We start from the raw sequence: 24,063 nt of genomic DNA on the forward strand, positions 1-24,063 counted from the left end.
CGCCCCGTGCGTCAAGCTAACGATCTTGCGAAACGGACCATCCGGGGAAAAGATTATGAGCGACATCGAACGCGAAAGCATGGAATACGACGTGGTCATCGTGGGCGCAGGCCCCGCAGGCCTGTCCGCCGCCATTCGTCTGAAACAACAAGACCCAGACCTTGAGGTCGTGGTGCTTGAGAAGGGCTCGGAAGTGGGCGCGCACATCCTGTCGGGTGCTGTGCTGGACACCTGCGGCCTGGACAAGCTGATCCCCGACTGGAAGGAAAAAGGCGCACCGATCAAGACGGAAGTGAAGAAAGACAACTTCCTTGTGCTTGGACCGGCAGGTCACCTGCGCGTGCCGAACTGGCCGATGCCGCCTCTGATGAACAACCACGGCAAATACATCGTCTCGATGGCGAATGTCTGCCGCTGGATGGCTGAACAAGCCGAAGAACTGGGCGTGGAAATCTTCCCCGGCATGGCCGCATCGGAACTGGTCTACGGCGACAACGGCGAAGTGAAGGGCGTCGTAGCCGGTGTCTTCGGTCTGGAAGCTGACGGATCCTACGGCCCCAACACCGAACCGGGCATGGAGCTGCACGGCAAGTACGTCTTCATCTCGGAAGGCGTGCGCGGGTCGCTGGCGAAAGAGATCATCGGCAAATACGACCTGCAGGCTGGCCGCGACGTTCAGAAATTCGGCGTCGGCATGAAAGAAATTTGGGAGATCGATCCCGCCAAGCACCGCGAAGGCACCGTGACCCACACGATGGGCTGGCCGCTGGGATCGAACGCGGGTGGTGGTTCGTTCATCTATCACCTGGAAAACAACCAAGTGTTTGTCGGCTTCGTGGTTCACCTGAACTATAAGAACCCGCACCTGTATCCTTACATGGAATTCCAGCGCTTCAAGCATCACCCGGAAATCGCCAAGCTGCTGGAAGGCGGCAAGCGCGTCGCCTACGGCGCGCGTGCGATCTCGGAAGGCGGCTATCAGTCGATGCCAAAAGCCTCGTTCCCCGGTGGAGCACTGCTGGGCTGCTCGGTCGGTCTGGTGAACGTGCCGCGCATCAAGGGCAACCACAATGCCATGCTGTCGGGCATCGCTGCGGCTGATGCCGCTGTGAAAGCCATCAAGGCAGGCCGCTCCAGCGACGAGCTGAACGATTACGAAGAAGAACTGCGCACCGGTGACGTCGCGAAAGACCTGAAGAAGGTCCGCAACGTCAAGCCGCTGTGGTCGAAATACGGCCTGACCGCATCGCTGATGCTGGGCGGTCTGGACATGTGGGTTCAGTCGATCTTCAAGTTCTCGCCCTTCGGCACCGTGAAGCACGGCAAGTCGGATGCGGAAGCCACCGGCAAAGCCGCGGACTATCCGGAAATCGAGTATCCGAAGCCCGATGGCACGCTGTCGTTCGACCGCCTGACCAACGTGTCCTTCGCAGCCACCAACCACGAGGAAAGCCAGCCTTGCCACCTGAAGCTGGCCAACCCGGACCTGCCGATCTCGGTCAACCTGCCCGAGTTCGCAGAGCCCGCGCAGCGTTACTGCCCGGCTGGTGTGTACGAAGTTGTCGAAGAAGAAGGCAAAGACCCGCGCTTTGTCGTCAACTTCCAGAACTGCGTGCACTGCAAGACCTGCGACATCAAGGATCCCAGCCAGAACATCACCTGGACGGTACCGCAGGGCGGCGACGGACCGAACTATCCGAACATGTGATCGCAACCGATCAAAAAAGCGACAAAGAGGGGCGGCCATGTGCTGCCCCTCATTGTTTTCAACTGGAAGGCACATTAGGTTTTACAGACGTAACCCTGCTGCGACTTAAGGAATTTATGCCCTTGTTCCGCCTGACTTCTTCGGCCCTGCGCGGCCTTGCCCTTTCGACCCTTCTGGCCGCGCAATGCGCGGTGGGAACCGCTGCCTATGCGGATAATGTGGCGGGGGCGTATCTGGCCGCACGGCATGCCGATCTGTCACGCAGCTTTCCGGAAATGGTTGAATACGGCACCCGCGCGATTGCGCAGGACCCGCAAAATCTGGACGTTCTGGAAGGGCTGATCGTCGCCCAGATCGCGCTTGGAAAACTGGACGATGCACTGCCCTACGCGCGCCGGCTGGCCTCGGTCAGTGAAGACAATCAGATCGCGGCACTTGTCCTGCTGGGCAATGCCCTGACAAGGAGTGATTGGGAGACCGCTACCGCACTTGTGGGCACCAAAGTTTCTATCGCCCCGGTTATCGACCAGATGATTCAGGCGTGGATCCGTATTGGACAAGGCAAGATGTCGGACGCGCTGGCTATTTTTGACGCGATGGGTGAAGACAATGCGAGCCACGGATTTACCCTGTATCAAAAAGCGCTTGCGCTGGCCTATGTCGGAGACTTCGAAGGCGCGGCCCGCATTCTGGGCGGCGAGAACGGCGCGCTTCAACTGAACCGCTCGGGCCTGTTTGCCCATGCCCAGTCGCTTAGCCAAAGCGACCAGCAGGACAAAGCGATTGAGCTGATGACGGCCGCACGCACCGGCATGTCCGATGCCGAAGTCGAACAAATGATCGCGGATCTCGAGGCGGGAAAAACGCTGGACTTCACCATCATCCGCGCGCCGCAAGATGGAATTGCCGAGCTCTTGTTTGCCGTGGCCGAGTCGGTCGGCCCTGAAGGCGACCAAACTGGCATCCTTCTGTACAACCGAGTGGCCGAGCATCTTGCCCCAACCCATGCCGGGGCTCTGGTCCTGTCGGCCCAGATCCTTGAAGACATGGGCCACCATGATCTGGCGATCGAGAGTTATGGCCGGGTGCCGCAAGATAGCTTTGCCTATCAGCATGCCGCTCTTGGCCGTACCGATGTTCTGCGTCGTGCCGACCGACTGGACGAAGCCACTGGCGAGCTGCGCGCGTTGGCTGAAACATTCCCTGACACACTGCGCTTTCGCGTGGCGCTTGGGGACACTCTGATGCAACAGGACCGCTTCGCCGAAGCACGCGATGCATATGACCTTGCAATTGAGCGCTTCGAAGCCAAGCTGCCGTCCCAATGGCCCACCTATTTCCAGCGCGCGATCGCCGCCCACAAACTGGATGATTGGCCAGCTGCGGAAGCCGATTTCCGCAGGGCGCTAGAACTCAGCCCCGAGCAACCCACCGTTCTGAACTATCTGGGCTATTCGCTGGTGGAGAGGCGCGAGAAGCTGGACGAGGCTCTGAACATGATCGAGCGCGCCGTCGCGGCCCGCCCGGATCGCGGCTATATTGTCGACAGTCTGGGTTGGGTTCTCTATCGCTTGGGCCGCTATGACGAGGCTGTCGTGCAAATGGAACGCGCGGTCGAGTTAGATCCCGTTGAACCCATCCTTAACGATCATCTGGGCGACACATACTGGGCCGTAGGTCGCAAACGCGAAGCCGAGTTCCAATGGAGCCGCGCCCTAAGCTTCATCACCGATGACACCGACCTGACCGAGCTTGACCCCGACCGCATCCGCCGCAAGCTCGAGGTTGGTCTGGACGTGGTTCTTGAAGAAGAAGGGGCCGACCCCCTGAACGCCTCGGAATGAGCATCGCGAAGGTTTTCGCCCCCGCCAAGGTGAACCTGACCCTGCATGTCACCGGGCAGCGGCGCGATGGCTATCATCTGCTGGACAGCCTTGTGGTCTTCGCCGATGTGGGCGACCGGATCACCGTGATGCCCGCCGAGCAGAACCGGCTGGAGGTGATTGGCCCGAAGGCGGCAGGTGTGCCGACGGATGGATCGAATCTTGTTGCCCGCGCCGCGGACCTGTTTGGCGTGCCCGTCCATATTGTCTTGTCCAAACACCTGCCGGCTGCGGCGGGAATCGGCGGCGGAAGCGCGGACGCCGCGGCGACCATTCTTGCTCTGTCCGACCTGATCGGCGACACGCGCCTGCCCGAGGGCGTTGCGGACCTTGGCGCAGATGTACGTGTCTGCCTGATGCGACAAGCCGCCCGGATGCGCGGGATTGGCGAAGACGTCACCCCCTGCTCCGGCCTTCCGCCCATCTTCGCGGTTTTGGCGAACCCCGGTGTGGACGTACCGACCCCAGAGGTCTTCAAGGCGCTGGAGAACAAACAAAACCCACCGATGCCCAAACGGATCCCGCAGGGCCTAAAGGCACGCGCGTTTATCGACTGGCTGGCCACTCAACGCAATGATCTGGAGGCCCCGGCGATTGCGCGGTCCCCGGTCATTCACGATGTGTTGGACGCGCTGGCGAATCTGCCCGGCGCACGGCTGGCGCGGATGTCGGGGTCGGGCGCGACGTGCTTTGCTCTGTTCGAGACCGTGGAGGCTGCGCAATCAGGTGCTGCCACACTGGCGCAAACCAAAGCTGACTGGTGGGTGGAAGCCGCGAAACTATCGTAAGGCTATAGGTAGCTCACTTCGTGAGCCTGGAGGGGCGTTGCCCCTCGCCCATACGGGCTCACCCCAGGATATTTCCGGCAAGAAAATGAGCGATTAGTTCAGGCGCGCGACCACGTAATCTGCAATGTCGTGCAACATGTGGCGGATCGGGGCGTCGGGCAGTGCAGTCAGGGCGGCTTTGGCTTTGTCCGCCCAAGCGATCGCTTCGGCGCGGGTGTCTTCCAGAGCACCGTGCTTGTTCAACAGCTCCAAAGCGTGTTCCAGATCGCCCTCTTCCTGACGGCCTTTTTCGATCGTACGGGTCCAGAAGGCGCGCTCTTCGTCGTCGGCCTTGGCCACAGCCTTGATCAGCGGCAGGGTTAGTTTGCGTTCGCGGAAATCGTCACCGATGTTCTTGCCGGTGGCATCGCCGCCCCAGTAATCCAGAAGGTCGTCCACGATCTGGAAGGAAATCCCCAGCGCGTCGCCATAGTCAAACAGCGCCTTCACCTGATTTTCCGGCGCATCCGCGATGACACCGCCGACCTCGGTCGCAGCCGAGAACAGTGCGGCGGTTTTACCGCGAACGACCTGACGATAGATGTCTTCATCCGTCGACAGATCCTGCGCGGCAGTCAGCTGCAGCACTTCGCCCTCAGCAATTGTGGCCGAAGCATTGGACAGGATGCGCAGCACATCCAACGAGCCGGTGTCGGTCATCAGCTGGAACGAACGCGAGAATAGGTAGTCCCCCACCAGAACGCTGGACTTGTTGTCCCACAGAAGGTTCGCGGTCGGGCGGCCACGGCGTTGGGCGCTCTCATCCACAACGTCATCATGCAGAAGCGTCGCGGTGTGAATGAACTCGACCGTTGCGGCCAGATGGATGTGATAGGGGCCGTCATAGCCACACAGACGCGCGGCTGCCAAGGTCAGCATCGGGCGCAGACGTTTGCCGCCTGCATCAACCAGATGCGCAGTCACTTCGGGAATACGCGGCGCATGTTTCGAGGCCATCCGTTCGCGAATCAGCGTGTTCACGGCCTCCATATCCTTGGCCAAATGCTGGCCCAGGCGCTCATGCGGCTTATGTGCAGCTTCGATCAGCATATTCACCTTCCCGTCAACCGGCTCGACAAATGGGCAGGGATGCCCTTATCTCCGAAAGCATGAAAGAGCTTCTGAGAACCACGGATCCAACTATGATCCCCTTCGTCACCGCCCTTCTTACAGGCGAGGATATAGCTTGCTTTGCGATGGACGTCCATATGAGTGCGCTGGAAGGAAGCATTGGCATTTTGCCGCGCCGACTGATGGTGCGGGACCAGGATCTGTTCATCGCCCGCGCCATCCTGCGTGACCATGACATCGCCTTCGAAAGCTAAGGGCCATGATGCATCCCGGCGATCTGACACAGGATGACTTTCTGGGCGGGCAGCTTGTGCTGACGCAACCCAGAACGGGCTATCGTGCAGGGGTTGATCCTGTATTTCTGGCAAGCGCCGTGCCTGCGCAGACCGGTCAGGCCGTGCTGGAGCTGGGTTGCGGCGTCGGGGCGGCGTCTTTGTGCCTAGGCCGGCGGATACCCGGGCTGGACCTGTACGGGATCGAGCGACAAGCCGATCACGCAGATCTGGCCCGCAAGAATGCAGAAGATAACGGAATTTCTCTGACCGTGCATGATGGGGATCTGACACAGATGCCCGAAATACTACGTGCCCGAAGCTTTGATCATGTGATTATGAACCCACCCTATTTCGACCGAGCACGCGGAAGTATGTCACCGCATGGTGCCCGCGAACAGGCGATGGGGGAAGAGACCCCATTGGCGGTTTGGTTGGATCAGGCCACACGTCGTTTGAGGCCGCGTGGGCTATTGACGATGATCAACGCCGCCGAGCGGTTGCCAGACATTTTGTCAGCGCTCGATGATCGGCTTGGGTCGGTGGTCGCACAACCTTTGTCCCCACGCACCGGGCGCGCGGCGAAACTGTTACTGCTGCAGGCCCGCAAAGGCGGGCGTGCGGCATTTCGACTGGCAGCACCGATTGTTCTGCATGAAGGCGCGGCACATACCTCGGATCGTGAACACTATACGCCTGCGATACAGGCCATCCTGCGCGACGGAGCGGCATTGAGTTGGGGGTAAAGCCCACCAGTTAAATCCCGCGCAACCACGTCAGCAGATACCCGCAAAGATTTGCAACGATTCCGTGACAAGCGGGAAAAAGTGTGGTGCACTCAGTACGTTCTATAAACCAACAGGAGGATCGCCATGAGCATGAGTTCGCATCTTGAAGAGCTGCGCAGGAAACACGAGGTCCTCTCGGATAAAGTCGAAGAGATCCAGCGCGCGCCCGGCACCACCGATGCCGAGATTACCGAACTAAAAAAGCAAAAGCTCCAGCTCAAGGAAGAAATTGAACGACTGACGACGGCCACGGCCTGACGACTTTAGGCTCGGGTCAGGTCTGTTTTGACGAACCGGCGCTGGCCCGTGCCGCCATCAAAGCCCCAGCAGTGATCAACACCCCCGCGATCAGCAAGGATGGGTGTGGCTGGGCAACACCCGCTAAGATCAAGACCAGCGTAGACAACAATGGCGCGCCATAGCTGGCAACGCCAAGAAGTTGGATATCGCCGCGTTTGACCCCCACATCCCAGACATAAAAGGCCAATCCAACCGGCCCAAGCCCAAGCCCTGCGACGGACGCCCAGCCCAATGCTCCGTTGGGCCAGACCGTATCCTCCCACAGCATATGCGCGCCGATGGATAGGATGGCGGTGGATAGGCAGAACACCACCACCGAAGCCGTGGGCGTATTTCCGAGACGGCGCGACAGAACCGAATAACCCGACCAAGTCAGCGCACACAGAAAGGCCAGAGCGAAGCCCGGCAGCGCAGCGGTGTCAAAGCCCGTGGCGCCGCCCAGCACGATCAAAGCGGCCCCTGCAAAAGAGACCAGCGCTCCGATCACATGCATCGGGCGCAGGCTTTCCCCAGGCAGCAATCCGGAAAACAAAACGATGAAGAGGGGCCATAGATAGGCAATCAGCCCAGCCTCGGCCGCAGGTGCCATGCGCAGGGCCGAGAAATACAGCGCGTGATAGCCAAACAGGCCCAGAGTTCCGAACGCATAGACGCGCCAACTGACCGTGCGCAGAACCCCCAACCCCTCGGTTGTGGCAATCCAGATGACGCCCAGCGTGCCCCCTACAAGAAAGGTCATCGCAGCCAGTTGGAAGGGCGGTACGGGGTTCGTGCCTACGGTAAAGAGCGCCAAGAGCGACCAGAGCAGTACAGCAATAAACCCGATGAGGGTGGCAGTCTTCCGCGTCACTACAAATCCTCGACCGAAACGATCTTCAAACTTTCAGTTACATGCGTGTTTTTTGCGATTTCAGCAAGTACCCAATCGCGGAACGCCGCGATGGCTGGCCGGTTTTCCTGCCCCTGACGGCAGAGGAAACGGTACCGGGCTTTGGTGGACAACGCCAAGCCATATGGTGCGACCAGACGCCCTTCAGTCAGATATTTCACAACAAAGGCACGCCGTCCCAAGACGACGCCCACTCCGGACATCGCCGCATCCAGCGCGTGGTCGGGTTGCGAGAACACCGAGGCAATCCGGGGCGCACCTTCAACCCCAGCCGCGCGCAGCCAAGCGGGCCAATCACAGGGCGGGTTCAGGAAATCATCCGAGGTGTTGTGTATCAGAGGCGCCGACAACAAGTCTTTCGGCTCCGGATATTTTTCGGCCAGTGCAGGCAGCATAACCGGGGTCAGCCATTCGTTCGCCAGCGGATGAGAATACAACCCGTCGTCCGGGCCATAGCCAAAACGAATGGCAACATCGACCTCGTCCCGGTTCAAATCCACCATTTTCAATCCAGCAGCGAAGCGCAGCTCGATCTCGGGATGGTCCTGAGCAAAGGCATACAGCCGGGGCGCAAGCCACTTCGATGTAAACGCCGGGCCCGCCGTTACGGTCAAAGTATTGCTATCCAAGCTGCGCCGCGCATTGCGCCACGCTCTGGTCAGCATCTCGAACCCGTCCGCCGCGCCGGGGGCCAAAAGGCGTCCGGCCTCGGTCAGCTCAACAGCACGGTTAAGGCGATGGAAAAGTGGCGCTCCGAAATGTTCTTCAAGCGATTTAATCTGAAAAGACAGGGCCGCCGGCGTCACATTCAGCTCGGCCGCAGCCTTCTGAAACGACATATGGCGGGCAGCGGCATCGAAAGCACGCAGGGCGGTCAACGGAGGCAGGCGGTCACTCATTTCAGTCAAGTATCACTTATCTGAAACCTTTGAAAGTCTCGTTTGTCGCCTGCATTTCAACATCCCATACTAAAATCACGCAAAGATGACTTAAGGGGATTAGGATTATGTTGGAGACCGCGACAACCCAGACCGAGCTTCAAGCCGCCTATCAGCGCGCACATAAAGAGCGCGCCTTGGTCTTTCGGAACATTGGCCGTTCGATATCAACGCGTCTGGCTTCGCTGACTCCTCAGCTGCCAACAAAAAAGGCTGGCCAGAACGGCCAGCCCCTGAATTGTGATTGTCCCGCGTAATTAAACGAAGAACTGAGCACCGTTGGCCGAAATGGTCGAGCCGTTGATGAAGCCCGCATCGTCCGACGCCAGGAAGGCCACGCAGCGTGCGATTTCTTCCGGTTCGCCCAGACGGCCTGCCGGGATGCCGGCAACGATCGAGTCGCGCACTTTTTCCGGGATCGCCATAACCATTTCGGTCGCGATGTAGCCGGGGCAGATGGCGTTTGCGGTGATGCCTGCGCGTGCGCCTTCTTGGGCCAGCGACTTAACGATACCCAGATCGCCTGCTTTGGTCGCAGCATAGTTCACCTGAGCGAACTGACCTTTCTGACCGTTGATCGAGCTGATCACGATGATGCGGCCGAACTTGCGCTCGCGCATGCCGGGCCAGATCGGGTGCACGGTGTTGAACACGCCAGTCAGGTTGGTGTCGATGACTTCTTGCCACTGTTCGGGCGTCATCTTGTGGAACGGTGCGTCACGGGTGATGCCAGCGTTGGCAACGACCACGTCGATCGGGCCAAGATCAGCTTCGACCTGTGCGATACCGGCCTGGCTTTCTTCATAGCTGCCGACATTCCACTTGTAAGTCTTGATGCCGGTTTCGGCGGTGAAGGCTGCGGCTTTCTCTTCGTTTCCAGCGAAAGTCGCGGCAACTTCGTAGCCTTCCGCTTTCAGCGCTTTTGAAATTGATGCGCCAATACCGCGCGAACCTCCGGTGACGAGTGCAACTCGGGCCATGTATTCCTCCATTACGAATCTTGGGTCTGAAACTCTGTTACATTTTCAATTTAACTTGCGCAATATTATTGCGCAAACATTTTGCCGCAATGCAGAGTTTATTTTGCATCTGCGACAAGAGCACGACAAAACTCTTAACAAAAAAGGCGCCCGAAGGCGCCTTTTCCATCGTTCATTTCGATCTTACGGACGCTCAAGGCACATGGCCACGCCCATGCCGCCGCCGATGCAGAGGGTCGCAAGACCCTTCTTGGCTTCGCGGCGCTTCATTTCGAACAGCAGCGTGTTCAGGATACGGCAGCCCGAGGCGCCGATCGGGTGACCGATGGCGATGGCGCCACCGTTTACGTTCACCACATCCGGGTTCCAATCCATGTCCTTGTTCACAGCACAAGCCTGAGCCGCGAAGGCTTCGTTGGCTTCAACCAGATCCAGATCCTGAGCTTTCCAGCCAGCCTTATCCAGCGCCTTGCCCGATGCGTGGATCGGGCCAACGCCCATGATCGACGGGTCCAGACCAGCAGTGGCGTAAGAGGCGATGCGGGCCAGCGGCTCCAGCCCACGCTTCTCGGCTTCATCAGCCGACATCAGCAGCACAGCGGCAGCACCATCGTTGATGCCCGAGGCGTTTGCAGCAGTGACCGAACCGTCCTTGGTGAAAGCCGGGCGCAGTTTCTGCATGGCTTCCATAGTGGCGCCGTGGCGGATGTATTCGTCCTGATCCACAATGATCTCGCCCTTGCGGGTTTTCACGGTGAAGGGAACGATCTCGTCAGCAAATTTGCCTGCTTTCTGAGCGGCTTCGGCCTTGTTCTGCGAGGCTACGGCGAACTCGTCCTGCATTTCGCGGGTGATCTGCCACTGCTCAGCCACGTTCTCGGCGGTCTGGCCCATGTGGTAACCGTTGAACGCATCCCACAGACCATCTTTGATCATGCAGTCGATGAATTTCATATCACCCATTTTGTGCCCAGCGCGCAGATGTGCGACGTGGGGGCTGAGGGTCATGTTCTCTTGACCACCGGCAGCTACGATGGCGGCATCGCCCAGCTGCACGTGCTGCGCGCCCAGCGCCACGGTACGAAGCCCCGAACCACAAACCTGGTTGATTCCCCAAGCCGACGCCTCTTTCGCGAAGCCCGCGTTGATGTGTGCTTGGCGTGCCGGGTTCTGACCCTGACCGGCCTGAAGCACCTGACCCAGAATGGTCTCGCTGACCTCGGACGGGTCAATTCCAGCGCGGGCGACGATCTCGGCCAGAACAGTGGCGCCAAGATCATGGGCGGGGGTGTTCGCGAACGATCCCGAGAAACTGCCCACGGCGGTGCGCGCGGCCGATACGATTACGACATTGGTCATGTTGCTTCCTTTTCCTCCAGACTGACGATCAGCAAGATGTCGCGTATTTCAGAAATTTCCAAAACACACGCCATCCCGCACGATCATTGCTGAGCGCATCCTGTGCTGCATTGCAGAGAAAATCAAGCGAAGAGCGCGTGGTTGCGTTATCACACGCGCCTATGCCGCTTTACACCAATAGGGGTTCAGGGTCGGAACGCCGAAGTAATACCCCTGCATGCAGTCCACACCGATCTGGGTCAGAAAGGCCGCATCCTCGGCCGTTTCGACACTTTCGGCCACGGTAAACATATCGAAATGCCGCGCGACCGAGACCATGGCCTGCGTGAGGATCTGATTATCCGCGTCGCTATGGATCCCGCGGATGAACTCGCCATCAATCTTAATAATGTCAAAATAGAAATCCTTGAGGTATTTGAATGAGGTATAGCCTGCCCCAAAGTCATCCAGCGCGAAACTGATGCCGTGACCCTGCATCTCGGCCATGAAGACCCCCACCAACTCGGGCATGGTGATTGCAGTACGCTCCGTGATCTCAAGGATCAGACGCTCGCCCAGATGCGGATCATCTTCGAGCCCCCGCTCTAACACCTTTTTCCATCCCGGGTAACCGATCGACCGGGCAGACATATTGATGGCTAGGCGAAGGTTGGGTTCGGCCTGCAATGCCTCCAATCCTTTTTCCAGCGCAAGCGCATCCAATTGGCGCCCCATCTCTTTATCTTCGACCGAGTCGATGAAGTCCTTGGCGGGAATCACCCGTCCGTTTGGGTCCAAAACGCGGATCAGCCCTTCGAAAAACGCATGGCGATCTGGTCTGGTCGATTGCACGACGGGCTGAAAGGCCAGCCGGACGCGTTTTTTGCGCAACGCCTCGCGCACAAGGCTGATCGCACCCTTATCCCGCATCCTGATCGCCGAACTGAGCGGATCCCCGACGGGGCCGCCCACAGGGTCTTGCATCTGCGTGTCCGGGAGTATCTTACTTCCATCGTTGAACATGGTGTCACCTGTGCTGCCGTACGACCATAAGTGACAATTCCATGCTAATGAGACGTAAATCAGATAAGTTGCCTAAAATCGTAACGGACCCGACCTTATGACCCTTTCCACGTCGCAAAACCCTGACACCGCCCGCTGCCCGTGGTGCGGAAGCGAGCCGATTTATCAGGAATATCACGATCTTGAGTGGGGCGTGCCGGAATGGGACGGGCGTGCGCTTTGGGAAAAATTAATCCTTGATGGCTTTCAGGCCGGGCTCAGCTGGATCACGATCCTTAAAAAGCGAGATAATTTTCGTGCGGCTTTTGAGGGGTTTGATCCCGAACGCATCGCCACATGGGGTGAGCCCGAGATTGAGCGCCTCTTGCAGGACAAAGGCATCATCCGGCATCGCGGCAAGATCGCAGCGACGATCACCAACGCGCAGGCCTATCTGGACTTGGGCGGTGCCGACGCCTTTCGGGATATGATGTGGGGTTATGTGGGCGGCGAGCCGCTGAACGGGCGATACAAGGCGCTGGACGAAGTGCCGACTTCGTCCCCGCTGTCCACGCAGATCTCAAAAGACCTGAAGAAAGCTGGTTTCAAGTTCTGCGGTCCGACGATTGTCTATGCGTGGATGGAGGCCTGCGGGTTGTTCAACAACCATCTGGTCAGCTGCCACCGGCACGATCAGGTCTAGCTGAGGCGCGCCAAAAGCTGGGAGCTGGGCACGCCAGTCACCGGCATCCCGCGCGACGCCTCATAGGCGCGGATGGCGGCGCGGCCTTTTTCTCCGATCACACCATCGGGGCGCCCCGCCTGAAACCCCAGATCGTTCAAACGCTTCTGAAGCGCCTGCCGTTCTTTGGTGGTCATCCCCCATGGGTTCTTGGGATAGCTGGCCCGGATCGCACCGCGCCCCGCTAGACGGTCGGACAGGTGGCCCACACCGATCACATAGCTATCAGCATAGTTATAGGTCTTCAGAACGTGGAAATTCTGGAAGATCATAAAGACAGGGCCCGTCGGGCCAGCTGGCAGAATCAGTGCACCACTGGCGTCACCAGTCAGCGGGTGTCCCGCCACATTCGTCACTCCCAACTTTCCCCAATCACGCAGGCGGCGCGAATAGATCCGTCCAGTCAACGCTAGATCAAACCCTTTCGGTAGACGAACCTCGATCGCCCAGGGCTGACCTTTTGCCCACCCTTTGGCCCGTAGATAGGCAGCGGTCGAGGCCAGCGCATCCGTTGGATCATCCGACCAGATGTCCCGCGCGCCGTCGCGGTTGAAGTCTTCGGCATGGGCCAGATACGAGCTGGGCAGGAATTGTGTGTGTCCCATCGCCCCTGCGTATGATCCCTTCAAACGTGATGGCGACACGTCGCCCGCGGTCAGGATCTGCAGGGCGGCCAGCAGCTCGGCCTCGAACAAATCGCGGCGGCGGCCTTCATAGGCAAGAGTGGCCAGCGTCGACAGGACCGAAGCTGATCCACGCACCGCGCCAAAGCTGCTTTCCATGCCCCAGATTGCGACGATGACCTCTTTCGAGACGCCATATTTCCGTTCAATCTTCTTCAGAAGCGTCGGATAGCGCGACAGCATTCGCTGCCCGCCCTTGATGCGCTGAGGCGACGCCGCCGAGCTGATATAATCTTGCAAACTGCGCGCAGTTTCCGCCGGACGTCGGTCCGATTTGATGACCGAGGGCAGGTACTCTGCCCGCCCAAGCGCCTTAAGAGCTGAGGCACTGACCCCTACCGACCTTGCCTTGGTCGCAAATCCCGACAGCCAGCCCGCAAACCCGCTATCGGCCAGCACGCGCCCCGGCATCACCGCCGCAGCGGTCAGCGTGGCCATCGCCAAACGGCGACTGAGGGACGGGGAATGTCGGGTCATCGGGGATCCTGTTGGCAGCAGCGTGTCCAGCCACTCTAGGGACTGCAAGTGGCGACACAAAGGCAATCCGGCCACATCGGCAAAAGCGTGCCGTGAACAACCGGGGCTACAGCAATTGCACCCACCCGCCTTGCCGCGTATAGCATGCAGTCAGCAGAAATATGTCCTGAAAGGCAGATCATGAGCGACGACACGAAATCCGCGAATGAAATGTGGGGCGGCCGGTTCTCGGCAGGGCCCGACGCGATCATGGAGGCGATCAATGCCTCGATCGGCTATGACCAGCGCATGGCACGACAGGACATCGAAGGCTCGCGCGCCCATGCCGCGATGCTGGCCGCGACTGGTGTGATCACCGAAGACGACGCCAAGGTCATCCGCGAGGGTTTGCTGACCGTGCTGTCCGAAATCGAGGAAGGCAACTTCGCCTTCTCGACCGCGCTGGAAGACATCCACATGAATGTGGAAGCGCGTCTGAAAGAAATCGTAGGCGAACCGGCTGGTCGCCTGCACACCGCGCGGTCGCGCAACGACCAAGTTGCCACCGATTTCAAACTGTGGGTCCGTGACCAGATGGACGCCGCGACCCAAGGGCTCGAAGCCCTGATCCGCGCGCTGCTGGGTCAGGCCGAAGCGGGTGCCGATTGGGTCATGCCCGGCTTCACCCACCTACAAACCGCACAGCCCGTGACATGGGGCCACCACATGATGGCCTATGTCGAGATGTTCGGCCGCGATATGTCGCGCTTCCGCGACGCCCGTGCCCGGATGAACGAAAGCCCATTGGGGTCCGCTGCCCTCGCCGGCACGTCCTTCCCCATCGATCGCCACATGACGGCCGAGGCGCTTGGCTTTGACCGCCCGACCGCAAACTCGCTGGACGCCGTGGCCGACCGTGACTTCGCGCTGGAGTTCCTGTCGTCCGCCACGATCTGCGCTATGCACCTGTCGCGCTTCGCTGAAGAGCTGGTGATCTGGTCCTCGGCCCAGTTCCGCTTCGTGCGCATGTCGGACAAATGGTCGACGGGCTCGTCGATCATGCCGCAGAAACGCAACCCCGACGCCGCCGAGCTGATCCGCGCCAAAATCGGCCGGATCATGGGCGCCAATATCGGTCTGATGACCGTAATGAAGGGTCTGCCGCTGGCCTATTCCAAAGACATGCAGGAAGACAAAGAGCAAGTCTTTGACGCCGCCGACAATCTGATGCTGGCACTGGCTGCAATGACCGGGATGGTGTCGGACATGACCGCGAATACCGAAAGTCTTGAGGCCGCGGCCTCGTCCGGGTTCTCGACCGCGACCGATCTGGCCGACTGGTGCGTACGCGCGCTGAACATGCCGTTCCGCGATGCCCACCACGTCACCGGGTCTCTGGTGGCGATGGCCGAGGATCGCGGCTGTGACCTGCCCGACCTGTCGCTGGAAGACATGCAGTCAGTCAACGCGCAGATCACCGAAGAAGTGTTTGGCGTGCTGGGCGTCCACAACTCGGTCGCCTCGCGCACCAGCTATGGCGGCACCGCGCCTAGCGAAGTGCGCAAACAGATTGCCCGCTGGACCGAGGCGTTGACATGATCCGCGCGCTTCTGATCACCGCGCTTCTAGGGCTGGCGGCCTGCGGCGCGGATGGCGAGCCCATCCGTCCGGGGTCACCCGAGGACACTCAAGCACAATAGCTTCAAACGCCGGTCCAAGTGGCCGGCGTTTTCATTTGCGAGGCTCTGCCTCGCGCTCCGGGATATTTAAGACAAGAAAAAGAGCAGGCCCGGAGGGTTGAGCGGCAGGCGCAGTTCCGCTAGGGCAGTCGGGAAGCGCAGACAGACGAGGCCCAAGATGGACCATTTCCTTTACCGTGACGGCGTATTGCACGCCGAAGACGTATCGATTGAAGAGATCGCTGCCAAGGTTGGCACGCCCTTCTATGTCTATTCCGCGGCAACGTTGAAACGTCATATTGGACTGTTCAATGAAGCGCTGGATTGGGCCGATCATCTGGTCTGTTTCGCGGTGAAATCGAACTCGAACCTCGCAGTGTTGAAACTGCTGGGCGAGAAGGGCGCGGGGATGGACGTGGTATCGGGCGGCGAATACCGCCGCGCGATTGCGGCTGGCGTGCCGGGTGACCGGATCGTGTTCTCGGGCGTTGGCAAAACCCGCGACGAAATGCGTCTGGCGCTGACGGGCGGCATCCGCCAGTTCAATCTGGAAAGCGAGCCCGAGATGCGTGTGCTGTCCGAGGTCGCCAGCGATCTGGGCGTTGTTGCCCCCGTCACTGTGCGCGTGAACCCCGATGTGGACGCGAAAACCCACGCCAAAATCTCGACCGGGAAGTCGGAAAACAAGTTCGGCATTCCGATTGCACGTGCACGCGAAGTTTATGCGGAAATCGCATCCCTGCCCGGCCTAAAGGCCGTTGGCATCGACGTGCATATTGGCTCGCAGCTAACCGAGCTTCAGCCGTTCCGTGAAGCCTATGAAAAAGTGGCCGAACTGACCGAAGCGCTGCGCGAAGACGGCCACGACATTACGCGCCTTGATCTGGGCGGCGGGCTTGGCATTCCTTATGAACGCTCGAACGACGCGCCCCCCCTGCCCATCGAATACGGGCAGATGGTGAAAGAAACCGTGGGTCATCTGGGGTGCGAGATCGAGATTGAACCGGGTCGTCTGGTCTCGGGCAATGCCGGGATCATGGTCACCTCCGTCATCTATGTGAAGGAGGGCGAAGGGCAGGACTTCCTGATCGTCGACGCGGCAATGAACGACCTTGTGCGCCCCGCGATGTACGAGGCGCATCACGATATCATCCCCGTGGTCGAAACCGCCCCGGGTGAAGAAAAGTCCCGTTATGACATTGTCGGCCCGATCTGCGAAACCGGCGACACCTTTGCCAAAGGCCGCGATCTGGACAGCCTGAAGCCAGACGATCTGATCGCCTTCCGCTCGGCGGGGGCCTATGGCGCAGTGATGGCGTCCGAGTACAACTCGCGGCCCCTCATCCCCGAAGTGCTGGTGATGGACGATCAATATGCTGTCATCCGCGCACGTCCCACCTATGAAGAAATGCTGGGACGCGATACCATTCCAGAATGGCTGTGATGTTCCCACGGGTTCGGTGACCCGGCCCGACCTGTCCCAGAAGGTGCAAAAGCGCCTTCGTTGGCCCTTGGCACTGACAAGGGGCGGGATGGTTTTGGAGCGACTCTGGCACGTCGGATGGCCGCTTGCGACCGTTGGGTTGGCGACGATCGCGCTGGCGGGCTTCGGTGGATTGCGGGGCTGGGCAGTGCCTGTGGTGCTTGCTGTCGCAGCGCTGGCCTTCCTTGCCTCGGCGGCGCGGCGCTTTGTCTGGCCCACTTCAGGACATGCCCTTCGACGTCTGGATGACAGCTTGAAGGGCCACCCGATTGCCGCACTTCAAGATGATCAGGCAACCGGCGTGGGTGACGTGGCCTCGGCCCAGCTGTGGCAGGCCCACCAGGACCGGATGCTCGCGCAGCTGGATGATGTGCAGGCAGTCCATCCTGATCTGCGGGTGGCACGGAAAGATCCGTTTGCATTGCGGTTGATTGCGGCGACCGGGGCGGTCATGGCGATTGGGTTTGGGCCTTGGAACAGCCCGGCACCCTCGGGCGCACCCGGTGCGGCCGCGCAGGTTGCCGCCAGTTGGGAAGGCTGGATCGAGCCGCCGTCCTATACCGGCCAACCCAGCCTGTATCTTCACGACCAACCCGATGGGGCGCTGACAGTCCCGAGGGGCAGCCGCCTAACCCTGCGCAGGTACGGCGATCCAGACGCCTTAGAATTCGCTGGGTCGGTTCTGGACAGGGATGCGGGCGCAGCGCCAAGCCTCAGCCAACGGATCACACGCAGCGGCGGCTTGACCATCGACGGGCCAAAGGCACGCGACTGGGCAATCACCGCCTTAGAAGACACACCGCCGACGATTCAGCCGAACGGGCCACTGACCCGGCAGCTCAATGGTGATTTCACGCTCGGTTTCGTGGCCACAGATGACTATGGCATCACGGGGGGCGCCGTCATCATCACCCTGTCGCTGGACGATGTCACACGCGCGCACGGGCTGACCATCGACCCTGAACCACGGCCCGAGGCGGCGGTGGACCTGCCCCTGCCCTATCGCGGGGCGCGCAAGATGATCGAAGGGACACTTCAGGAAAATCTGATCGAACACCCTTATGCGGGCCTTCCCGTCACCCTCACTTTTCAGGCGCAGGACGGCGCGAAACAGACAGGAGACAGCCAGCCCTACCCCATGATCCTGCCCGGTCGGCGCTTTCTGAACCCGATGGCCAAGGCGCTGATCGAACAACGCCGCGACTTGTTGTGGAACCGCGTCAACGCCCGGCGTGTCTCGCAAGTTCTGCGCGCCACATTGTTCCACCCGGAAGACCTGTCCCTGCCCGAAGGCATCTATCTGCAACTGCGCGGCGCGATCCGGCGGCTTGAGGCGGGTCTGGCGTTTACCGATGTGGCCAAAGGTGTCCCCGGCGACCTGCGGGACGAGGTGGCGCAGGTATTGTGGGATGTGGCAGTTGAACTGGAAGACGGGCAGCTGGATGACGCCCGCGCCCGCATGGAAGAGGCGCAGCGGCGTCTGGAACAAGCCATGCGCGACGGCGCCACGCCCGAGGAACTGGCCGAGCTGATGGACGAATACCGCGAGGCGATGCGCGACTATATGGACCAACTGGCCCAGCAAGCCCCGGAAGGCGATCCGAACGCACCGCAGCCTGACAACGCGATAGAGCTTAGCCAATCTGATCTGGACGCGATGATGGACCGGATCGAAGAACTGATGCGCGAGGGCCGCACCGATGAGGCGATAGAGCTTCTCGACCAGATGCGCCGGATGATGGAGAACATGCAGGCCCAGCGCGGTGGTGAAAGCCAGCGCCCCGGCGAAGCGGCACGCGACGAGCTGCGCGAGACCATGCGTCAGCAGCAGGGCCTATCGGATCAGGCCTTCCGCGATCTTCAGGAACAGGGACAAGGATCCGCCGCCGGTGAAAACCAAGAGAACGAAGGACGCGATGGCGGTCAGGGCCGCGGACAAAGCCACGAGGGATCGGGCGGCGAACAGGGCCAGGATGGCCAAGGCGGCGCGCAGGAAGGGCAAGACGGCCAAGGCCGTGGCGGTGATCCCGGCACCAGCCTTGCGGATCGTCAGCGCGCCTTGCAAAACGAACTGGACGCGCAACGCCGCAACCTGCCCGGCGCGGGCGATCCCGCCGGGCAAGCCGCCCGCGACGCGCTGGATGAAGCGGGCCGTGCGATGGGGCAAGCAGCCGATGCACTGGAGCAAGGCAACATCCCCGAAGCCCTGAATCAGCAAGCCGACGCGATGGAAGCCATGCGCGAAGGTTTGCGTCAGTTTGATCAGGCAATGGCCAATCAGCAGGCCCGCGAGAATGGTCAGCAGGGCGAGAACCCGGGCGAAAACAATCAGGCCTCGGATCAGGATCCGCTGGGCCGCAGCGCATCGGGCCGCGGCGGGGCGGCATCGACCGACAGTCCGCTGGGCGACACGGACGAGACCTATCGCCGGGCCGAAGAGTTGATGCAGGAATTGCGCAAACGCTCGGGCGAGTCAGACCGCCCGCAATTGGAACGCGATTATTTGGAACGTCTGTTGGATCAGTTCTAAGCCGCAGTTACATCCGCTTGCGTGCAGACAACGCGGCCGAGATCGTGCCCTCGTCCAGATAATCCAGCTCGCCCCCGATGGGCACACCTTGAGCCAGCGAGGACACCAGACAGCGACCCTCAAGCTCGTCAGCAATATAGTGCGCGGTGGTCTGGCCATCGACGGTGGCGTTCAGGGCCAAAATGACTTCGCTGATGTTGTCATCGACAACACGCTGGACCAGACGCGGTATGCCCAAATCCTCAGGGCCAACGGCGTCCAACGCAGACAGCGTTCCGCCCAGCACGTGATAGCGGCCCTTGAACAGACCCGCGCGCTCCATCGCCCACAGGTCGGCCACGTCTTCGACCACGCAAATCTCGCCGGTGGCACGCTTTTCCGACACGCAGATGTCACACCGATCCGAGGTCGAGACATTGCCGCAGGTCACGCATTCCCGCGCGGTTTCCGCAACCGCCTGCATCGCATCCGCCAAAGGCGTCAGCACCAGCGCACGTTTGCGGATCAGGTAAAGCACCGCCCGACGGGCAGAACGCGGACCGAGCCCCGGCAGCTTCGCCATCAGCTCGATCAGGTTCTCGATATCGCGCGGTGCTTCTGACATTTAGAACGGCAGGTTCATGTCTTTGGGCAGGCCCAGCTCTTCCGTCAGACGCGACATTTCGCTTTCCGAACGCTGCGCCGCCTTGGCCTGAGCATCCTTGATCGCGGCAAGGATCAGATCCTCGACCACTTCTTTTTCATCCGGATTGAAGATGGTCGGGTCGATGTCCAGACTGGTCAGAACGCCTTTTGCGGTAGCGGTCGCCTTGACCAACCCTGCGCCGCTTTCGCCAACCACAGTCATGGTCTCGAGGTTTTCCTGCAGCTCGGCCATCTTGGCCTGCATTTCCTGCGCTTTCTTCATCATCCCGGCCATATCGCCGAGACCGCCCAGTCCTTTGAACATGTGATGCTCCTGTTATGTCACTTGAGGATTAGATACGGGCGGCGCGCCTATGATACAAGGTCGCGCTTAGTCTTCCTCGAACGGATCCCATTCGTCTTCGACCTCGGCCAGACCTTCCTCGGCGGCCTCCTGCACCATATCCTCAGCGGAACGAATTTCGGTGATACGGGCCTTTGGGAAGGCGGCGATCACGGCCTGCACCAACGGATGCGCCTTGGCCTCTTCCTCCAGCGCCAGCTTCTCGCCATCGCGGGTTTCGGTGATGGTCGGCGCCTCGCAGCCATTCACCAGTGTCACGCCCCAACGCACGCCGGTCCAGCCATGCAGGCGCTGTGCCAGACGCGCAGCCAAATCCTGCGGCGCGTTGTCGGACGGCGTAAACTCGATCCGTCCCGGCTGGTATGCGGCCAAACGCACTCCGCCTTCAACCTCGACCAACAGCTTCACATCGCGGTTGATGCGGATCAGCTCGACCACATCCTCGAACCGCGCATAGCGGGCCAGAGAGGTTTCGGCATCTGCCGCCACGGCCAAAGCGGTGGCCCCGCCACCCGGTCCCGAAGGCATAGATTGCGTCGACATGGCCGGCGCACCCATTGGTGCGCCATTGCCCGCAGGCATCCCGCCGCCACCACCCGGCCCAGTTGGCGGTGTCGGCGTATCTTTCAGCTTACGCACCAGCTCTTCAGGCGAGGGTAGATCGGCCACATGGGTCAGACGAATGACTGCCATTTCCGCCGCCATCATCGCGTTTGGTGCACGGCCCACTTCCTCGATCGAGGTCAGAAGCATCTGCCACATCCGGGCAAGGACGCGCATCGGCAAAGCCTGTGCCATCTGCTGCCCGCGCGTACGTTCGTCGGGGGACACGGTCGGATCCTCGACCGCTTCCGGCGTGATCTTGATGATACTGACCCAGTGCGAGACCTCGGCCAGATCGCGCAGCACCGCCATCGGGTCGGCCCCATCCGCATATTGCGCGCCCAACTCGGTCAGCGCGCCTGCGGCGTCGCCCTTCAGGATCATGTCAAACAGGTCCAGAACCCGGCCACGGTCTGCCAAGCCAAGCATCGCGCGCACTTGATCGGCGGTGGTTTCACCTGCGCCATGCGAAATCGCCTGATCGAGCAAAGACTGCGCATCACGCGCAGACCCCTCGGCCGCCCGCGTGATCAGGGCCAGAGCGTCATCTGCAATCTCGGCCCCTTCGGCATCGGCGATCCGGCGCAGCATGGCCAGCATGTCTTCAGGCTCAATCCGGCGCAGGTCAAAGCGCTGACAACGCGACAGCACCGTCACTGGAACCTTGCGAATTTCAGTCGTCGCGAAGATGAATTTCACGTGCGCGGGCGGCTCTTCCAGCGTCTTCAACAGCGCGTTGAACGCACTGGTCGACAGCATGTGAACCTCATCGATGATGTAGATCTTGTAGCGCGCCGAAGCCGCCCGATAATGCACGCTTTCAATGATCTCGCGAATGTCGCCAACCCCGGTGCGGGATGCGGCGTCCATCTCCATCACATCCACGTGGCGACCTTCGGCAATCGCCACACAGTGCTCACACTCGCCACATGGCTCGACCGTCGGGCCACCCTGCCCGTCCGGGCCGATGCAGTTCATCCCCTTGGCAATGATCCGCGCTGTGGTCGTCTTGCCGACCCCGCGAATGCCCGTCATCACAAAGGCTTGCGCAATCCGGTCCGCCTCGAACGCGTTTTTCAGCGTGCGAACCATCGCCCCTTGCCCAACCAGATCGGCGAAGGTTTCGGGGCGGTATTTGCGCGCCAGAACCTGATAGGCGGGGGCGTCGGATTGCGTGTCGGTCATGGAATGCCTTCGGGCCGGATTCGTATCTGGGCCAGACTATGCGGCCAAAGCCGCGCCGTCCACCGAAAGCCAATTGGCGGATCCCATTCCGCGTGCTACGCCATGCGCATGGATCCACTCTTTCCCATCGCACAGCTGCCCGCAGGCAACGGAACCCTTGGCATCTGCCCACTGCCCGGCCGCAGTGGGGATTACCGCGAAGACCTTGAGGCGCTGCTTGAATGGGCGCCCGACATGGTGCTGACCATGACCACCACGCGCGAGATGGACAGCTTTGGCGCTGCCGATTTGGGCCGAGACCTGACAAAGGCGAATGTCATCTGGCATCACCTCCCCATTCAGGATTTCGGCGCCCCCACCGCGAAGATCATCGCCAGTTGGCACGACATATCCCCCACCACCCACCGCATCCTCGCCCAAGGCGGCAAAGTGCTGGCTCATTGCAAGGGTGGCTGCGGACGGTCCGGCATGATGCTTCTGCGCATCCTCTGCGAAACCGGGGTAGAGCCCGCCACAGCCCTCTCCCGCCTACGCGCGGCCCGCCCCTGCGCTGTCGAAACCGACGCACAGAAAGACTGGGCCAGCAGCCCCTAACCCGCATTTTCTTGTCCTAAATATCCTGGGGGAATGTGAAAGCCCGCAGGGATTTCACAGGGGGCAACGCCCCTCAGGCTCGCGAAGCGAGCTACCGACCCTTGCGGTGCTTCGTGCCCTTCACGACACCTTTCACCATCTTCGAGAACTTCTTTTCCCGCGACCGCGACTGCGCCACGGTTTCCGAGTTCTTCTTCTCGCCCTTGCGCAGCTTCAGCCAGCGGTCCAGACGTTCCAGATCCAACTCGCCCGCTGCAATTGCGGCCTGCACAGCACAGCCCGGCTCGGTTTCATGGGCACAATCGGAAAAGCGGCACTGGGCTTCCAGCTCGGCCAGATCGTCGAACACGTTGTCGATGCCATCGCGGGTGTCGATCAGACGCAGGGCACGCATGCCCGGCATGTCGATGATCCAACCGCCTTGCAACATCGGCCGCATCGAGCGCGCAGTGGTCACGTGACGACCCTTGGCGTCATCCTCGCGGATCCCTCCAGTGGCCGCATCCCCGCCGGTCAGCGCGTTGGTCAGCGTGGTTTTTCCCACTCCGGAAGAGCCGATAAAGGCAGCGGTTTGCGGGGCTTTGCACCACGCAGCAACCGCAGCCGCGCTTTCGGGATCGCGCGCGTTCACTGTCAAGATCGTCAGCATCGGATCCAGCGCCTGTGCCTCGCGCTCGTATTCGCGCGGGTCATCGCAGAGGTCGGCCTTGGTCAGCACCAGAACCGGATAGCACCCGGCCTCGTGCGCCAGCGCCAGAAAGCGCTCCAACCGCGCGACGTTGAAGTCGTCGTTGCACGAGGTCACGATGAACAGCGTGTCCACATTCGCAGCGATCAGCTGCACATGTGCATCCGTCCCCGCGCCGCGCCGTTGCAGCAGCGAGCGGCGATCTAGAATATGCTGAATGCGCATCTCTGGGTCCGCCAGAACCCAGTCGCCCACCGCCAGCTCCCCCGCCGAGAACTTCGGTGTGGTCAGCGTGACAGCGCCACCCTCGCCAAGCGCAGACATCTGCGCACGGTGGATTTCGGTCAGCCGGAAGGGGGTCAGCGTGTCCGGATGTTCGGCGCGTTCCTGTTCAAGCACAGGCGACCAGCCGAGTTCCACAAGCGCATGCGTCATT

General features: G+C 60.8%; 22 protein-coding genes. 11 read left to right on the forward strand and 11 right to left on the reverse strand.

The features are described 5' to 3' along the window. Positions 1-55: 55 nt before the first annotated feature. The 3 genes from G0Q00_RS07810 to G0Q00_RS07820 all read left to right on the forward strand — a co-directional run bounded on the left by G0Q00_RS07810 (position 56) and on the right by G0Q00_RS07820 (position 4,379). Entirely contained in the window at positions 56-1,708 is a 1,653-nt protein-coding gene (locus G0Q00_RS07810; protein ID WP_163037933.1) for an electron transfer flavoprotein-ubiquinone oxidoreductase, read from the forward strand. Between the two features lie 122 nt (positions 1,709-1,830). After that, entirely contained in the window at positions 1,831-3,552 is a 1,722-nt protein-coding gene (locus G0Q00_RS07815) for a tetratricopeptide repeat protein (protein WP_163037935.1), read from the forward strand. After that, the gene (locus G0Q00_RS07820) at positions 3,549-4,379 is read left to right on the forward strand and encodes a 4-(cytidine 5'-diphospho)-2-C-methyl-D-erythritol kinase (protein ID WP_163037937.1); all 831 of its coding nucleotides are present in this window, start codon (positions 3,549-3,551) and stop codon (positions 4,377-4,379) included. Before G0Q00_RS07815 ends, G0Q00_RS07820 begins: the two co-directional genes overlap by 4 nt. A gap of 93 nt (positions 4,380-4,472) precedes the next feature. Here the strand turns inward: G0Q00_RS07820 and G0Q00_RS07825 are convergent, their stop codons facing one another. After that, a complete protein-coding gene (locus G0Q00_RS07825) occupies positions 4,473-5,468 on the reverse strand; it encodes a polyprenyl synthetase family protein (protein WP_163037939.1) in 996 nt (331 codons plus the stop codon). 59 nt (positions 5,469-5,527) lie between these two features. On the opposite strand from G0Q00_RS07825, the gene G0Q00_RS07830 reads away from it, so the two are divergent. The 3 genes from G0Q00_RS07830 to G0Q00_RS07840 all read left to right on the forward strand — a co-directional run bounded on the left by G0Q00_RS07830 (position 5,528) and on the right by G0Q00_RS07840 (position 6,807). Continuing rightward, positions 5,528-5,743, forward strand: a complete 216-nt coding sequence (locus tag G0Q00_RS07830; protein WP_163037941.1) for a DUF2007 domain-containing protein — start codon at positions 5,528-5,530, stop codon at positions 5,741-5,743. Positions 5,744-5,748: 5 nt separating this feature from the next. Then, complete coding sequence (locus tag G0Q00_RS07835) at positions 5,749-6,507, forward strand: tRNA1(Val) (adenine(37)-N6)-methyltransferase (RefSeq protein ID WP_163037943.1); 759 nt, start codon at positions 5,749-5,751, stop codon at positions 6,505-6,507. Between the two features lie 126 nt (positions 6,508-6,633). After that, positions 6,634-6,807 (forward strand): YdcH family protein, encoded by a 174-nt coding sequence (locus G0Q00_RS07840; RefSeq protein WP_163037945.1) that lies wholly within the window; start codon positions 6,634-6,636, stop codon positions 6,805-6,807. 16 nt (positions 6,808-6,823) lie between these two features. Here G0Q00_RS07840 and G0Q00_RS07845 read toward each other — a convergent pair whose 3' ends face one another. The 5 genes from G0Q00_RS07845 to G0Q00_RS07865 all read right to left on the reverse strand — a co-directional run bounded on the left by G0Q00_RS07845 (position 6,824) and on the right by G0Q00_RS07865 (position 11,978). Beyond that, on the reverse strand, positions 6,824-7,699 hold the full coding sequence (locus G0Q00_RS07845; protein ID WP_163037947.1) for an EamA family transporter: 876 nt from the start codon (positions 7,697-7,699) through the stop codon (positions 6,824-6,826). Next, positions 7,699-8,637: a transcriptional regulator GcvA gene (locus G0Q00_RS07850; protein ID WP_163037949.1), complete on the reverse strand. Its 939-nt coding sequence runs from the start codon at positions 8,635-8,637 to the stop codon at positions 7,699-7,701. The genes G0Q00_RS07845 and G0Q00_RS07850 overlap by 1 nt, the downstream gene beginning before the upstream one ends. A gap of 296 nt (positions 8,638-8,933) precedes the next feature. Further along, positions 8,934-9,656: an acetoacetyl-CoA reductase gene (gene phbB / locus G0Q00_RS07855; RefSeq protein WP_163037951.1), complete on the reverse strand. Its 723-nt coding sequence runs from the start codon at positions 9,654-9,656 to the stop codon at positions 8,934-8,936. A 183-nt stretch (positions 9,657-9,839) separates the two neighbouring features. Next, a complete protein-coding gene (locus G0Q00_RS07860; protein WP_163037953.1) occupies positions 9,840-11,015 on the reverse strand; it encodes an acetyl-CoA C-acetyltransferase in 1,176 nt (391 codons plus the stop codon). 159 nt (positions 11,016-11,174) lie between these two features. Next, entirely contained in the window at positions 11,175-11,978 is an 804-nt protein-coding gene (locus G0Q00_RS07865) for an EAL domain-containing protein (RefSeq protein ID WP_163037955.1), read from the reverse strand. 136 nt (positions 11,979-12,114) lie between these two features. Between G0Q00_RS07865 and G0Q00_RS07870 the strand changes: the two genes are divergently transcribed. Further along, entirely contained in the window at positions 12,115-12,699 is a 585-nt protein-coding gene (locus G0Q00_RS07870) for a DNA-3-methyladenine glycosylase I (RefSeq protein WP_163037957.1), read from the forward strand. On the opposite strand, the gene G0Q00_RS07875 is transcribed toward G0Q00_RS07870, so the two are convergent. Continuing rightward, a complete protein-coding gene (locus G0Q00_RS07875) occupies positions 12,696-13,898 on the reverse strand; it encodes a lytic murein transglycosylase (RefSeq protein WP_163037958.1) in 1,203 nt (400 codons plus the stop codon). The genes G0Q00_RS07870 and G0Q00_RS07875 overlap by 4 nt on opposite strands. 180 nt (positions 13,899-14,078) lie before the next feature. On the opposite strand from G0Q00_RS07875, the gene argH reads away from it, so the two are divergent. From argH to G0Q00_RS07890, 3 genes are all read left to right on the forward strand, one after another. Beyond that, entirely contained in the window at positions 14,079-15,476 is a 1,398-nt protein-coding gene (gene argH / locus G0Q00_RS07880; RefSeq protein WP_163037961.1) for an argininosuccinate lyase, read from the forward strand. Positions 15,477-15,734: 258 nt separating this feature from the next. Further along, a complete protein-coding gene (gene lysA / locus G0Q00_RS07885) occupies positions 15,735-17,000 on the forward strand; it encodes a diaminopimelate decarboxylase (RefSeq protein WP_163037963.1) in 1,266 nt (421 codons plus the stop codon). Beyond that, a complete protein-coding gene (locus G0Q00_RS07890; protein WP_203564957.1) occupies positions 16,957-19,569 on the forward strand; it encodes a DUF4175 family protein in 2,613 nt (870 codons plus the stop codon). Before lysA ends, G0Q00_RS07890 begins: the two co-directional genes overlap by 44 nt. A gap of 7 nt (positions 19,570-19,576) precedes the next feature. On the opposite strand, the gene recR is transcribed toward G0Q00_RS07890, so the two are convergent. The 3 genes from recR to G0Q00_RS07905 all read right to left on the reverse strand — a co-directional run bounded on the left by recR (position 19,577) and on the right by G0Q00_RS07905 (position 22,345). After that, a complete protein-coding gene (gene recR, locus G0Q00_RS07895; protein WP_163037966.1) occupies positions 19,577-20,173 on the reverse strand; it encodes a recombination mediator RecR in 597 nt (198 codons plus the stop codon). Further along, positions 20,174-20,518 carry a YbaB/EbfC family nucleoid-associated protein gene (locus G0Q00_RS07900; protein ID WP_108855271.1) on the reverse strand — a complete coding sequence of 115 codons (345 nt, stop codon included), beginning with the start codon at positions 20,516-20,518 and terminating at the stop codon, positions 20,174-20,176. It lies immediately after the preceding gene. A gap of 66 nt (positions 20,519-20,584) precedes the next feature. Further along, positions 20,585-22,345, reverse strand: coding sequence for a DNA polymerase III subunit gamma/tau (locus G0Q00_RS07905; RefSeq protein WP_163037968.1), 1,761 nt, complete (start codon positions 22,343-22,345; stop codon positions 20,585-20,587). Positions 22,346-22,453: 108 nt separating this feature from the next. On the opposite strand from G0Q00_RS07905, the gene G0Q00_RS07910 reads away from it, so the two are divergent. Beyond that, positions 22,454-22,939 carry a dual specificity protein phosphatase family protein gene (locus tag G0Q00_RS07910; RefSeq protein ID WP_163037970.1) on the forward strand — a complete coding sequence of 162 codons (486 nt, stop codon included), beginning with the start codon at positions 22,454-22,456 and terminating at the stop codon, positions 22,937-22,939. Between the two features lie 91 nt (positions 22,940-23,030). Here G0Q00_RS07910 and rsgA read toward each other — a convergent pair whose 3' ends face one another. Further along, positions 23,031-24,062, reverse strand: a complete 1,032-nt coding sequence (gene rsgA, locus G0Q00_RS07915) for a ribosome small subunit-dependent GTPase A (protein ID WP_163037972.1) — start codon at positions 24,060-24,062, stop codon at positions 23,031-23,033. Between the last annotated feature and the right edge of the window lies 1 nt (position 24,063).

The organism is Aliiroseovarius sp. PrR006 (assembly GCF_010500215.1).
Classification (GTDB): domain Bacteria; phylum Pseudomonadota; class Alphaproteobacteria; order Rhodobacterales; family Rhodobacteraceae; genus Aliiroseovarius.

Bases quoted from the DNA above. Each gene is read 5' to 3' on its own strand.
- G0Q00_RS07810 (WP_163037933.1), top strand. From the start codon at position 56: ATGAGCGACATCGAACGCGAAAGCATGGAATACGACGTGGTCATCGTG.
- G0Q00_RS07820 (WP_163037937.1), top strand. From the start codon at position 3,549: ATGAGCATCGCGAAGGTTTTCGCCCCCGCCAAGGTGAACCTGACCCTG.
- G0Q00_RS07825 (WP_163037939.1), bottom strand. From the start codon at position 5,468: ATGCTGATCGAAGCTGCACATAAGCCGCATGAGCGCCTGGGCCAGCAT.
- G0Q00_RS07830 (WP_163037941.1), top strand. From the start codon at position 5,528: ATGAAAGAGCTTCTGAGAACCACGGATCCAACTATGATCCCCTTCGTC.
- G0Q00_RS07835 (WP_163037943.1), top strand. From the start codon at position 5,749: ATGATGCATCCCGGCGATCTGACACAGGATGACTTTCTGGGCGGGCAG.
- G0Q00_RS07840 (WP_163037945.1), top strand. From the start codon at position 6,634: ATGAGCATGAGTTCGCATCTTGAAGAGCTGCGCAGGAAACACGAGGTC.
- G0Q00_RS07850 (WP_163037949.1), bottom strand. From the start codon at position 8,637: ATGAGTGACCGCCTGCCTCCGTTGACCGCCCTGCGTGCTTTCGATGCC.
- phbB (WP_163037951.1), bottom strand. From the start codon at position 9,656: ATGGCCCGAGTTGCACTCGTCACCGGAGGTTCGCGCGGTATTGGCGCA.
- G0Q00_RS07860 (WP_163037953.1), bottom strand. From the start codon at position 11,015: ATGACCAATGTCGTAATCGTATCGGCCGCGCGCACCGCCGTGGGCAGT.
- G0Q00_RS07865 (WP_163037955.1), bottom strand. From the start codon at position 11,978: ATGCAAGACCCTGTGGGCGGCCCCGTCGGGGATCCGCTCAGTTCGGCG.
- G0Q00_RS07870 (WP_163037957.1), top strand. From the start codon at position 12,115: ATGACCCTTTCCACGTCGCAAAACCCTGACACCGCCCGCTGCCCGTGG.
- G0Q00_RS07875 (WP_163037958.1), bottom strand. From the start codon at position 13,898: ATGACCCGACATTCCCCGTCCCTCAGTCGCCGTTTGGCGATGGCCACG.
- argH (WP_163037961.1), top strand. From the start codon at position 14,079: ATGAGCGACGACACGAAATCCGCGAATGAAATGTGGGGCGGCCGGTTC.
- lysA (WP_163037963.1), top strand. From the start codon at position 15,735: ATGGACCATTTCCTTTACCGTGACGGCGTATTGCACGCCGAAGACGTA.
- G0Q00_RS07890 (WP_203564957.1), top strand. From the start codon at position 16,957: ATGAAGAAATGCTGGGACGCGATACCATTCCAGAATGGCTGTGATGTT.
- recR (WP_163037966.1), bottom strand. From the start codon at position 20,173: ATGTCAGAAGCACCGCGCGATATCGAGAACCTGATCGAGCTGATGGCG.
- G0Q00_RS07900 (WP_108855271.1), bottom strand. From the start codon at position 20,518: ATGTTCAAAGGACTGGGCGGTCTCGGCGATATGGCCGGGATGATGAAG.
- G0Q00_RS07905 (WP_163037968.1), bottom strand. From the start codon at position 22,345: ATGACCGACACGCAATCCGACGCCCCCGCCTATCAGGTTCTGGCGCGC.
- G0Q00_RS07910 (WP_163037970.1), top strand. From the start codon at position 22,454: ATGGATCCACTCTTTCCCATCGCACAGCTGCCCGCAGGCAACGGAACC.
- rsgA (WP_163037972.1), bottom strand. From the start codon at position 24,062: ATGACGCATGCGCTTGTGGAACTCGGCTGGTCGCCTGTGCTTGAACAG.